This window comes from Cysteiniphilum sp. GTC20157 (assembly GCF_055396795.1).
Genome location: NZ_AP044698.1, coordinates 809,574 through 822,562, shown reverse-complemented (window position 1 = coordinate 822,562; position 12,989 = coordinate 809,574). Strand labels below are relative to the sequence as shown.

At 38.7% G+C, this 12,989-nt stretch carries 12 protein-coding genes; 6 read left to right on the top strand and 6 right to left on the bottom strand.

Annotated features, from left to right (window positions below):
- Positions 1-4: 4 nt before the first annotated feature.
- Together leuS and ACZ5V8_RS03795 are read left to right on the top strand one after the other, a co-directional pair.
- Positions 5-2,434, top strand: coding sequence for a leucine--tRNA ligase (leuS, locus tag ACZ5V8_RS03800; RefSeq protein WP_464218406.1), 2,430 nt, complete (start codon positions 5-7; stop codon positions 2,432-2,434).
- A 6-nt stretch (positions 2,435-2,440) separates the two neighbouring features.
- Positions 2,441-3,055 carry an LPS-assembly lipoprotein LptE gene (locus ACZ5V8_RS03795; RefSeq protein ID WP_464218405.1) on the top strand — a complete coding sequence of 205 codons (615 nt, stop codon included), beginning with the start codon at positions 2,441-2,443 and terminating at the stop codon, positions 3,053-3,055.
- Positions 3,056-3,152: 97 nt separating this feature from the next.
- Here the strand turns inward: ACZ5V8_RS03795 and ACZ5V8_RS03790 are convergent, their stop codons facing one another.
- Both ACZ5V8_RS03790 and lptM read right to left on the bottom strand, forming a co-directional pair.
- Entirely contained in the window at positions 3,153-4,292 is a 1,140-nt protein-coding gene (locus ACZ5V8_RS03790; RefSeq protein ID WP_464218404.1) for a DUF481 domain-containing protein, read from the bottom strand.
- Positions 4,293-4,336: 44 nt separating this feature from the next.
- The gene (lptM, locus tag ACZ5V8_RS03785; protein WP_440615228.1) at positions 4,337-4,711 is read right to left on the bottom strand and encodes an LPS translocon maturation chaperone LptM; all 375 of its coding nucleotides are present in this window, start codon (positions 4,709-4,711) and stop codon (positions 4,337-4,339) included.
- Between the two features lie 128 nt (positions 4,712-4,839).
- Between lptM and ACZ5V8_RS03780 the strand changes: the two genes are divergently transcribed.
- The 4 genes from ACZ5V8_RS03780 to ACZ5V8_RS03765 all read left to right on the top strand — a co-directional run bounded on the left by ACZ5V8_RS03780 (position 4,840) and on the right by ACZ5V8_RS03765 (position 8,839).
- Entirely contained in the window at positions 4,840-6,132 is a 1,293-nt protein-coding gene (locus tag ACZ5V8_RS03780; RefSeq protein ID WP_464218403.1) for a hypothetical protein, read from the top strand.
- 4 nt (positions 6,133-6,136) lie between these two features.
- A complete protein-coding gene (gene recG, locus ACZ5V8_RS03775; protein ID WP_464218402.1) occupies positions 6,137-8,191 on the top strand; it encodes an ATP-dependent DNA helicase RecG in 2,055 nt (684 codons plus the stop codon).
- A 113-nt stretch (positions 8,192-8,304) separates the two neighbouring features.
- Positions 8,305-8,565, top strand: a complete 261-nt coding sequence (locus ACZ5V8_RS03770; RefSeq protein ID WP_464218401.1) for a type II toxin-antitoxin system RelB/DinJ family antitoxin — start codon at positions 8,305-8,307, stop codon at positions 8,563-8,565.
- Positions 8,558-8,839, top strand: coding sequence for a type II toxin-antitoxin system YafQ family toxin (locus tag ACZ5V8_RS03765; RefSeq protein ID WP_440615232.1), 282 nt, complete (start codon positions 8,558-8,560; stop codon positions 8,837-8,839). Before ACZ5V8_RS03770 ends, ACZ5V8_RS03765 begins: the two co-directional genes overlap by 8 nt.
- A gap of 9 nt (positions 8,840-8,848) precedes the next feature.
- Here the strand turns inward: ACZ5V8_RS03765 and uvrC are convergent, their stop codons facing one another.
- The 4 genes from uvrC to ACZ5V8_RS03745 form a co-directional block, all read right to left on the bottom strand.
- Positions 8,849-10,690: an excinuclease ABC subunit UvrC gene (gene uvrC, locus ACZ5V8_RS03760; RefSeq protein ID WP_464218400.1), complete on the bottom strand. Its 1,842-nt coding sequence runs from the start codon at positions 10,688-10,690 to the stop codon at positions 8,849-8,851.
- A gap of 31 nt (positions 10,691-10,721) precedes the next feature.
- Positions 10,722-11,372, bottom strand: a complete 651-nt coding sequence (uvrY, locus tag ACZ5V8_RS03755; RefSeq protein WP_440615234.1) for a UvrY/SirA/GacA family response regulator transcription factor — start codon at positions 11,370-11,372, stop codon at positions 10,722-10,724.
- A 342-nt stretch (positions 11,373-11,714) separates the two neighbouring features.
- On the bottom strand, positions 11,715-12,389 hold the full coding sequence (locus ACZ5V8_RS03750) for a transposase (RefSeq protein WP_464217023.1): 675 nt from the start codon (positions 12,387-12,389) through the stop codon (positions 11,715-11,717).
- A gap of 64 nt (positions 12,390-12,453) precedes the next feature.
- The gene (locus ACZ5V8_RS03745) at positions 12,454-12,963 is read right to left on the bottom strand and encodes a helix-turn-helix domain-containing protein (protein ID WP_464217022.1); all 510 of its coding nucleotides are present in this window, start codon (positions 12,961-12,963) and stop codon (positions 12,454-12,456) included.
- Positions 12,964-12,989 lie beyond the last annotated feature (26 nt).

The window sequence follows — 12,989 nt, the reverse complement described above, 5'->3', positions numbered from 1 at the left end:
TAGAATGCAACAAACTTATGATTTCACCCAATTAGAAAAACACATCCAAGCCTTCTGGCAAAATAATCAATCTTTTAAAGCTGTTAAAGATACCAGCAAAGAAAAGTTTTATAGCCTGTCAATGCTGCCTTACCCTAGCGGCACATTACATATGGGACACGTTCGTAATTATACCCTTGGTGATGTCGTTAGTCGCTATCAACGTATGCTTGGTAAAAATGTATTGCAACCAATGGGTTGGGATGCCTTTGGTTTGCCCGCTGAAAATGCGGCGATCAAACATCAAAAAGCACCCGCTGATTGGACATATAGCAATATCGCTTATATGAAAAAGCAATTACAATCTTTAGGTTTTGGCTATGACTGGGATCGCGAGCTTGCAACATGTGATGATAGTTATTACAAGTGGGAGCAATGGTTTTTTATCGAGCTTTACAACAAAGGCTTAGTCTATAGCAAAAATTCAGTAGTAAACTGGGATCCCGTGGATCAAACCGTTCTTGCCAATGAACAGGTCGTTGATGGTCGCGGTTGGCGCTCAGGCGCACTTGTTGAGAAAAAAGAGATTCCACAATGGTTTGTTAAAATCACTGACTATGCCGATGAACTTTTGCAAGATCTAGACAAACTAAAAGGTTGGCCCGATGCCGTTAAAATCATGCAAAACAATTGGATTGGAAAATCTGAAGGTACAACGGTAACCTTTGATGTCAATGGCACAAAACTTGATGTTTTTACCACACGTCCTGATACGTTAATGGGTGTTACCTATTTGGCAATTGCTGCAGAGCATCCACTGGCATTACAAGCAGCTAAAGATAATGCTGAGATTGCTGAGTTTATTAAACAATGTCAACAGACGTCAACCATGGAAGCTGACCTTGCTACCCAAGAAAAGCTTGGCATTAAAACGCCTTTTTATGCGACACATCCCATTACAGGTGACAAAGTTGAAGTGTGGATTGCTAACTTTGTCTTAATGAGCTATGGCACAGGTGCTGTGATGTCAGTTCCGGCACACGATGAACGTGACTGGGAATTTGCCCATAAGTATAACATTCCATTAAAACAAGTCATTGAGACTACTGAAGGCAATACAGATCTTAGTAAAGGTGCGATTACTGAAAAAGGCACTTTGATTAACTCAGGTCCATTTGATGGTCTTGATTTCAAGATGGCTTTCAACAAAATTGCTGAGCATTTAATTAGCAATAACACAGGCGAGATCACCACCAACTTTAGAATTCGCGATTGGGGTGTATCGCGCCAACGTTACTGGGGCTGCCCTATTCCCATGATTCATTGTGATCATTGCGGCATTGTTCCTGAAAAAGAAGAAAACTTACCTGTCAAACTACCTCAAGATGTCACATTAACCGGTGCCACCTCTCCTCTTAAGATCATGCCTGAGTTCTACCAAACAACCTGCCCGCAATGTGGCAGTAAAGCAACACGCGAGACAGATACCTTTGATACTTTTATGGAGTCTTCATGGTATTACGCACGCTACACTTGCCCAACTGCTGATAAAATGCTCGATGATGAAGCCAACTACTGGTTGCCAGTAGATCAATACATTGGCGGCATTGAGCATGCGATCATGCACTTATTATATGCCCGTTTTTTCCACAAATTGATGCGTGACGCCGGTCTTGTAACAAGCAGCGAGCCATTTACCAACCTATTAACACAAGGCATGGTACTTAAAGACGGTGCCAAAATGTCCAAGTCAAAAGGCAACACGGTTGACCCACAAACTTTGATTGAGCAATATGGCGCTGACACCGTGCGTTTATTTAGTATGTTTGCCGCTCCTCCTGAGCAATCACTTGAGTGGTCTGATTCAGGTGTGGAAGGCGCACACAGATTCTTAAAGAAAATATGGAGCTATATTCATAACAACCATGACAAGATTAACCCACAAAGCACATTAAGCCTTGATAGCTTAAGTAACGATGATAAAAAAGTGCGTTTTGAAATCTATAGCGTATTAAAACAAGCTTTATTTGACTTCGATAAAATGCAGTTTAATACGGTTGTTTCAGCGTGCATGAAGATCTTTAATAGCTTACAAAACGCCTCAGATAGCACCGTTATTACTGAAGGTGTGAGCATTTTGCTGCGTTTATTAGCGCCATTTACTCCACACATTGCACAAGCTTTGTGGTCAGAGCTTCACTTTGGCGATGACATTTTAAATGCAGGCTTCCCGCAAATTGATAACCAAGCACTTGTCAGTGACAACTTCACGCTCGTAGTACAAGTCAATGGTAAACTGCGTGCCAAGATGGATGTCTCAAGCACACTTACTGCCAAGGAGATTGAAGCGATGGTTATTGCCGATGACGTCGTGAGTAAATTTCTGGAGGGCAAGGAAATTAAAAAAGCGATTTATGTACCTAAAAAACTCATGAATATTGTTATTGGAGCTTAGTTTAATATGCGCTACCCACGTTTAAATCAACTCAATATAAAACTGCTTATCACTGCGCTCTTTGTCAGTATGCTTTACGGCTGCGGCTTTCACTTACGCGGCTGGAATGAAGGCATGCCTAAGTTTATGCAAAAAGTATATATAAGCTATAACGGCAGTGAATTTGGCTTTATTAACGCATTAAGCTCCATTGTCACCTCAACAGGTGCTGATATTGTTACTTCCGCCAAAGAAGCCAATATTATTATTCACATTAAATCTGCTGCACAAAGTAGTCGCTTAGTGGGGATCACCGGTGGCGCATCTTCAAATGACTACATCATGAGTTATACCGTGACATATGATATTTTAAATAACAAAAACCAAGTTATCCTCAAAAATCAAAACAACTCTGCACAACAAACTTATACAACAAATGCAACACAACAGCTAAGCAATAACTCACAACAGCAACAAATTTACAACAGCCTACAATCGCAAGTGGCAAGTAATATTATTGTGCAAATGCAAAGTATTACACTTGATAAATATAATGAGCCATCTAGTAATGCACCTGAAGCACAATCATCATCTTCCTCAACTAATGACAATGCACAAATTAGTAATGCAAAGATAAGTTGAGCTTCAATAAAGGCTTCGACTTACGCTCAGCCAGCGCTCACACAGTCGAAGTGGGCAAGAAAATGGTCATAACCAATGGTTTGCAATGTGAATACAATTAAAAAGAATATGCAATCGTTGTTGATGTTGTCGTATTAACGCGTTTTTTATTAGTACTTGCCCAGCTACTACCATTGACCTTAAAGCCTAATTGTAAAATCAAATTTTTGTATATTTCTGTAGATAATGTGCTATTACTTTCATAGGTTGTTGCATCATCAGCTGTCCAGTTTACTAAGAAGCTTTGTTTGAAGCTCGAGCTATCGGTAAAGTTCCAGACATAATCAAGTCCACCCTGCGCACCAAGTGCGTTGGAAAACTCACCAGTATCTTTGACTTTTTGCTGCGTTAAACTTGGACCAACCGTCGCAATTAAGCTCATGGTATTATTACTATATAATTGACGCTGATAACCTACTGACTCTGATAAAATATAAGTATACGTATCAAGTTGGTCATTCAAGTAATTGACCCGTGCATAAACACCATTATTCTTATCAAAATTCCATGAAGTTTTACCTGTTGCTTGAAACTTATTGGTTTTAACTCCTTTACCATCGGGCATATCATCACGATTATATAAGTAACTCATCACCAATGTATTTTGCCATGGAATAATTGGGCTGTAGCTAATATTGGCATTGGCATTATAATTCGTTGCCGCAGAGTTACCTGTGACAATGCTGCCACCTAAACCAAAGCTCGTTCCCTTCCAAGGATCTGCTACCGCTATATTTGGTTTTTTCTGCGACAGGGCATCATCATTGGCAATACCTTCTGGCAGATTTAAACTATTAAGTGACGACGTAGATTTCGTCTGCGATGTTGCCGTAGTATCGGCACTTGATTCAGATGCCTGCTTTGACTGAACTGCTGATTTTTTCTGCTTTTGCAATGCGTCACCCCACGAACTAAGTACTGCGTCACTGGCGACTGGGACTTTGGCATCCGCAACGGAGCTATCCATTTTTTGTGTAACTGCACTTGTTTTTGCGCTTTGTGCTTTATCACTTGGATTAGCTTTAGGACTACCCGCATCAGCAATTGCCTGATAATGTTTGGCTAAATCTTCATAGCTTTGTGCTAATGCTCGATATTTTTGCGCCATGGTCTGTGCATCATCAGAGTTCATTGCATAAACTGCTGTTACGTTAAGCGCCCCTATCAATACAGCTAAAGAAGTTAGCTTTTTTGTCATTGTTCACTCCAGTTATTTTTTATTTTCTTTACCTTTTATTCGCTTTAATTTTGCAGACCATCTGAACTCTGCTGATCTTGCTGATTCTCTGCGCCTTCTATATCTTGCTTAGTTTGTACATCATCAGCCTCCGCTTGGTCATTACTCGATGATAACGTTGTATTGTCTTGATCACTTTGCTTATTTTTATCCCTGTCATCTGTTTTATCAACTGCTTTGTTAGATGCCTTATCATTACTACTAGTATCTGTAGAATCTGCTGCTGTTGCGTTTGTTTTTGCTGCACTAGAGGCTTCAGTAGACTTTGCCGCATTAGCAGTGTCTGCCGTAGGCAAATATAAAGGTCCCATTTGCCCACAACCTACTAATAAGGTCATAGGAATAAGTAATGTAAATAGTTTTATAAATCTTTTTGTCATAATCCGCTTGGCGCTATGTAAATATTCGTTAAAATAATTCCCAACATAATAAGAAACATTATGCATGAAGCCAAATAGAATTATGGTTTTTCTGCGTTAATTTTGACATCTTTTACGAAGGAATATGTGTGATTAAAAAACTCTTACTTAGTATTGCCGCTCTTATTACGCTGTTAATTATATTAATATTGATCTGGTTGATATTTATTTTCAATCCCAATGACTATAAAAACTGGATTAATAACAAAATAAATAATGACCCCAATATCCACATTATACTTAATGGACCACTGGATTTCTCGCTAAAATCAATGCAACTTAATGCCAAAGAAGTCACCATTAATGCGCAAAATGGCACATTTAATAGTCACTGGCAAAACGCAACGATCAAGATTAATCCGCTAGACTTTTTCATTCATCCGAGCAATCCTTTTGAATCTTTGACACTACAAAACGGTGAGATTAGGGCTGCACACCAACAGTTTAAAGCCCCCCTTTTGAATATTATCGAAAAACATCAACGCTATAGCGTGAGCACGGAGTTAACGAACGATATCAAGCAGTTAAATATTCAATTAACGCTAACCCCACACCCTAACAGCACTGAAATTACCGATTTAAGCATACAAACCACGCTTAATAGATTACCCGCTTGCCTTAAAGTGCCCAGTATTTATCTAAACAATAATAATATGCTCAACAATATTGATCATATTCGCCTGAAAATCAATGATCAGCTACTAATGGGTAATATTAGCCAAATCATACTCAAACCTAAGCTTTCGTTTAAAGGACAATTTACAGCACCCTATCTTGCAGTAGCACAAATAATGAACCTTAACGGTTTCAAATTAGATTTAAATTCATTTGCACTTAATTTTACTGTCTCACGAAATGACTCAGCAGCAAAAGCAGACATTAATGTTAATGCCCAAAGTGCTAATCTTACTGGTATTAATCTTAATGCCATTGCTTCTTCAACGCACAATCTATTAAGTGCTGTTGATCAAGGTGACGGTATTGGTAGCGCCTTTCAAACATTGAAATCTCAGCTACTACCGCTTCTTGCTAAAGACAAACTCATTGCTGATCCAAAAAAAAGCACGCAATTAAAACAACTTAGCATTCAAAGCACTGTTAATAATAAGCAACTTAAGACGACGGCTATTAAGTGGCAAGCCCCCGAATTTACGGTCACAGGCTATGGCCAAATCAACTTAAGCACACATGACTTAAACTATCCACTTTCTATTCATATCAAAGGCACCCCAAGCTTGACTATCCCATACAGCCTAAACTATCAAGACAAGCAATTTAGTGCTGCCATTAATCAAACTCAACTGCAAAAAAACTTACAACCTATTATTGAAAAAGCCCTCACAAATGCCTTAAATAATAAACTCGGTTCGTTCTTTAGGTAAGTGCATGAGTATAGATCTGGCAAGCTTAAAAGGCATTGGACAATCAACATTAGCAAAGCTTAATAAAGCCAACATCCATACGCTATGGGATCTATTACTTCATTTGCCCAAAGATTATCAAGATCGACGCACCATCACACCGATTGGACGTACCATCTCAGGACAAAAACAGCAAATATCTGGCGTTATTCGCCAAGTAAATATCAACGGCTTTGGCAAGAAGCATCTCAACTGCTATTTCTCTGATGACAGCGGCATGTGCAAAATGCATTTATTTAAGTTTTATCCCAATCAAACTAAGCTACTGCAAAAGGGTAAAATTATTCGCTGCTTTGGTGAGATCAATCATACCCATCACGGCATTGAAGTCATCCATCCTGAATGGCAAATTATCAATGATACAAATGAAGCATTAACTGGCGAAATCACTGCCATTTATCCAACAATTGAAGGTATAAGCTCGACAGTTATTCATAAACTGATAAGTCAAATTAGATCATCGATATCTTTTAAAGAACTGCTGCCTACTGAGATCTTGCAAGCCCGTGGCTTTATGGATATTAATAACGCTTTAATGGAGATTCATTTCCCACAAAACAATAACTTTGAGCAGTCGATTAAGCGCGTCACACACGCACGTTATCGCTTAGCGATTGAGGAAATGCTAGCACATAATCTTAATGCTAAAAAGGTACGCTTAACCAATCAATCGACACCATTTGCAAAGATAAAGATCAAGCCTAAATTACTTGATAGGTTTATTAATCAATTGCCATTTGTCCCAACCAAAGCCCAAGAGCGTGTTATTGCTGAGATTTTTGCTGATTTGACCAAACCCAAACCATGCTCTCGCCTTATTCAAGGTGATGTCGGTTCAGGTAAAACCGTTGTTGCCGCTGCAAGCTTAATTCAAGCTGCTGCTAATAATTTACAATCAGTGATGATGGCTCCCACAGAGATTTTGGCAGAGCAACATTATCAAAACCTAAGTAGCTGGCTTAGTGCTTTTGATATTCCTGTTGTTTTTATTGCCCAAAAATTGACTGCAAAAGAACGTAAGAACACACTTGAGATAATACAGACACAGCATAATTGCATTATTGTTGGCACGCATGCAGTATTTCAGCAAAGCATTGATTATCCCAATCTTGGATTAGTGATTATTGATGAGCAACATCGTTTTGGCGTTGAACAACGTCTGGCATTAATTGATAAATCAAGAAGTAACAATTGGCAGCCCCATCAAATTGTGATGACAGCAACCCCTATTCCACGGACATTGGCAATGACCGTATATGGTGATCTTGATCTATCAATCATTGATGAGTTACCCCCTAATCGCAAACCAATCACAACCAGTGTGTTAAATCAAAATAAAAAGCAAGTGCTAATCAATAAACTTGAAGCACATATCAATGCCAATGGACAAGCCTATTGGGTGTGCCCTTTAATTGAATCATCCGAAGTGTTAGTGACATTGCAAGACGCTGAATCACTCTTTGAAACGATCAAAGAAATGCTACCAAGCGCACGCATTGGTCTTATTCACGGTAAGATGAAAGCACAAGAAAAGACACTTATTATGCAGCAGTTTAAAGCGCATGAATTAGATATATTGGTTGCAACCACTGTGATTGAAGTCGGTGTTGATGTGCCCAATGCCAATATTATGATTATCGATAATGCTGAGCGCTTAGGCTTATCACAACTGCATCAATTGCGTGGTCGCGTTGGACGCGGACACAAAGAAAGTAATTGTATTTTACTTTATCAGCCCCCTTTATCACTCACTGCCAAAAAGCGTTTAGAGCTTATGCGCCAAACTCAGGATGGCTTTATCATTGCTGAGGAGGATTTGAAACTTAGGGGCTCAGGGGATATCTTTGGCAAAAACCAAACCGGTGATATTCAATTTAAGGTAGCGGATTTAAGTCAACATCAAAATCTATTTGATGAAGTTACTACCATTGCCGATGCCCTTATAAAAAACCACCCTCAAACTATTGAGCCAATTATAGAACGGTGGCTAGCAAAGGCCGATGAGTATATCAAAGCATAAAAACATTCAGTTTTTAATTCGACTGACTAATAACAAATTTTCAAATTCAATCTGTACAATGTAAAACATGTGTCTTACAATGACACACAACATTCAAACATTTAGGTGGACCAATGAATAAAGCAGCAACAATTAATGCACGCATAGAACCAACACTTAAACATCAAGCAGAAACCATACTACATGGTGTTGGCTTATCCACAGCTGAAGCTATTCGGCTTTTCTATACACAGATATGCCTGCATAAAGGGTTACCCTTTGAGGTTAAAATTCCAAACACCACAACACTTAACGCACTCAATGAACTTGAATCAGGTAAAGGACATCACTATAACTCTATGGATGACGTATGGAGTGATATAACAGGTGCTTAAACTTGAACTATCAACGCAATTCAAAAAAGACCTAAAAAAGATAATTAAACAAGGCAGAGATAAAAGCAAGCTTAATGCTGTGATCACCTCATTACAACATGAAACGCCACTAGCTAAAAAGTTTCGTGATCATGAGTTAGTTGGCAACTGGCGAGGCTACAGAGAGTGTCATATTACGCCTGATTGGTTGTTGATTTATAAAGTGCATGATGGAAATGTTAAACTTTTAAGGCTTGCTCGGACTGGTTCGCATGCTGAGTTATTCAAAAAGTAATTATACCTATTAACGAAACGCATGCCATATATGATCCGCAAGTTTAGCGCTAATGCCTTTGACCTTTGCAATTTCATCAATGGATGCACGTGATAGCTCTTGCCAACCACCAAAATGACGTAATAGTGCTTGTCTGCGTTTACTACCAACACCTTCAATCGATTCAAGTACGGATTCAGTTTGGCGTTTTGCTAGTTTTTTGCGCTGCGCTTTGATGGCAAAATCATGTGCTGCATCACGAATTTGTCTTAACAACAAAAAGGCTAAATCATGCTCTGGCAAATGATACACTTCATCATTAAAACCTTGAAAAATATCCTCTTTACCACTGATTCGCTCAATACCCTTGCCAAGGCTCAATAGTTTAATATTATGCTGCTGATTATATTGCAACAATATGTCTTCAGCCTTTTTGATCTGCCCCTTGCCACCATCGATAATCATAACATCCGGCAGATTATTTGCTTCCATCCCTGATTCAATGCGTCTTGTGACCGCTTGCGCAATCGCCGCATAATCATCTCCAGGGGTAATACCCTCAATATTATAACGTCGATGTGCGGATTTAAGCGCGCCATTTTGATCAAAGACAACACATGAAGCAGTTGTCGCTTCACCTTGATGGTGGCTAATATCAAAGCATTCAATGCGTTTAATCTCTGGGGTATCAAGCCACTTTGCCAAAGCTTCAAAACGTTTGACAAAATGCTGCCTAGATTGCAAATTCATCTGTAATTTTTGGCGCGCGTTGATTAAAGCAAGTTTCTGCCATTTGGCATTATCAGCTATCGCTTCTGTGATCCACTTAATATGTCGTTCAGCCTTTTGTGCAATACTTATAAGTAGCGACTCTGATATATTGATCTCCTTGGGCAAAATAACCTCTTCAGGCCAAATTGTTCGTGGTTCTGCCAAATAGTAATGTGATAAGAAAGCCTCTAAAATATCCGTCAACGTGCTGCCATTTTGACTAATAAACCAATGTTTATCATCTGCTACTTTACCTTGCTCAATATTGACCAATGTAATACAAACCTTATCAGCTTCTTGTAAAATACCCAGCACATGCAAACGTTTATTATTCAATTTATCCAAAAATTGCTGCTGTTGCAGCTTGGTCAGTAGCGCTAATTGATCACGTAACTGCGCGGCAAGCTCAAAGTCTTCGTCATTGGCGGCATCTTGCATTTTTTGTGAGATTTCTTCTAACACCGAGGTAAGCTTGCCACGCATAAATTTTGCCAGAAGATCAACTTGCATTTTATAGTCTTCAATACTGATTTTATCAACACAAGGACCACTACAACGCTTAATCTGATACTGCAAGCAAGGACGTGAGCGATGGTTAAAATAACTATCTTCACATTGCCTAATGGGAAAAAGCTTTTGCAGTAAGACCAATGTTTCTTTCATTGATGATAATGAGACAAAAGGTCCAAAAAACTGCCCTGCCTTGCGCGGCTTGCCACGAAAACCAGACAATCTTGGAAATAGATGATCACTTAGATGCAGATAGGGGTAACTTTTATCATCTTTAAATAGAATATTATATTTAGGCTTGTGCTTTTTAATAAGCGCACTTTCTAATAAAAAAGCATCATAGTCACTTGGCGTCACCGTGACATCAATAAACGCTACTTGCTCAACCAAAGTCTGTGTTTTGATGTCTTTAGCACCTTTTTTAAAGTAACTATTAACACGTTTATAGAGATTTTTGGCTTTGCCAATATATAAGATCGTATGCACTTTATCATACATACGATAAACACCAGGATGCGTTGTTAAATGTTTTAAAAAGGAATCTAGATCAAATACTTGATTAGCATTTTCAGAATTATCTGGATGAAACATATAAGGATAGATAAGGGGAAATTAAAAGGGATTATTCTTTGTTACTCTCAAGGTCAATCAACTTATGCCTAATTGCCAGATGCGTTAATTCAACATCACTATCAATATCTAGCTTCTCAAATAAGCGATAGCGATAACTGTTGACCGTCTTTGGACTCAAGCATAGCTGATCTGCTACTTCATTGACTTTTTGACCACTTGTGATCATGATTAAGACTTGCATTTCCCGCTCTGATAACACATCAAATGGTGATTCATCATCATGACTTAAATGTTTTAAAGCAAGTTGTTGCGCAACTTCAGGTGATAAATAACGTCTCCCAGCATACACTGTTTTGATCGCTTGAATCATCTCATCGATGCTAACCCCTTTAGTCATATACCCAGAAGCACCTGCTTGTAATACGCGTGTTGGATAAGGTTCTTCACCATAAACAGTCACAACCAAAATTTTAATCTGCGGATAGGTCTTGGCAATACGTTTTGTTGCCTCCAAACCGCCCATACCAGGCATTTTAACATCCATCAAAATGACATCCGGTAACAGTTTAGAAGTTAACGTAATTGCCTCCTCACCACTGGCTGCTTCACCGACAATCTCAATATTATGGACATCACTGAGCAGCTTCTTAATCCCTAATCTTACCAAATCATGATCATCAACCAAAAGCACTCTTATCATTACCTTGCTCCCATGTTTTAGGTCACCTCTTAAGGAAATACGCCTATCTACTTTGTGCTTTAGCTTAAACGTTTTAAGTCAAAAGCTTAAAGCCGACATTGATTAATACGCATACTCACTTGTGAGACTTTGACCATAGTATAGCGCAAAATTCCCAATGTTGCTGTAGCAATTTGAGCTTATTTTACTTGTATTTCTGCCTTTTGTTTGTAAGATAAAGCATTTGTGAGATGACAGTCACCCTCAATGATTACAAATAGTAATGATTTACAACACATTATGCCACTACTTATGGCAGAACCAATGATTGCACTAGTACCTCATCCTTTAAATAAGTAAATATTATGTCGCCTGTAGAACTCTCCCCTTATATGTCCATTTAAATGGCTTAGCCAATACATCATTAAAGTACCCAATAAATGCCGTTATTTTATCTTTAAGCTCAACTGTTGACTTCGTAGATAAACGTTTAAGTAATCGCTTAACCAAAATGCTAAACCATATCTCAACTTGATTAAGCCATGAAGCATGTTTCGGTGTATATACAAACCGAATACGATGTGAACTATCTTCAAGAAACGCTTTACGTGTTTGCATGTTTTTCAACACGCCATGTTTGCCTTTTTCACCAATATCCACCCCAGTAATACCACACAAATTAAGCACTAGCAAAACCAACGCTTCAGACATGTGCGTATTTAATTGATCAACAACGAAAACCCAATTAGCCTTAGGCTTCGTTTGCACTGTTTGCTCGACATGATTCTTGAAATCTTCTTCCGTTCTGGTATCACCTATGGTTGGAGCAATTATTTTACCTGAAGCAATATCAAAATTTGCAATTAAACATTGTGTGCCATGGCGTTCATAGCTGTTATCAACGCGTTCACAATGATCCAGATTCATTGGAGTGATTTGACGCTCCAATGCCTGTATCCCTGTTTTCTCATCACAACTGACCACTTGAAGCATGTCATTGTCCTTTTCATCATATGCTTTTTGATAGGTGTTGCACACTTGCGCTACTTCATGATCAAATGTGGCTTGATCCTCAATGGGTGTGTGTATCCACTGTTTTACCTTATGGGGCTTTATATCTGCCTGATTTTAAAAAAACATGTAGTTGGGAAATTGAAATGCTGTCCACTATTTGTCGTTTAACTAACTCTGCAGCCAAACTTGGTAAACTCCAATGACTTAAAGGAAGCCCTGATTTTTCTGGTGCTTCGCAAGCAACGCTTATAATTTTACAAATTTGCTCTGCGCTAAACTTTGCAGGTGTTCCTTCTCTAGGTAGATCATCAAGTATTTCGCATATAGCTCGCTCATACTCAATACCTTTTATTTCTTCTCGTTCAAGGCATGCAAGTTTTTCTGAAGCATTATTCCAACGATCACGCCATTTGCCTACCGTGCTAGCTACTATATTCAACTCAGAAAGTGTATCTTTTGTGCGTCTATGATCTGCGCTGTCAAGAATAATCTTGGCTCTTAGTTTATAGCGATATTGTCCCGTATTTGATGTATGCAGTTTTGACAGAATATGTCTTTGTTTTTCAGTCAGAATAATTGCTTGTTTAGCCTTTGCCATTGTCGCTTTAATAGTCAGTCATTTAT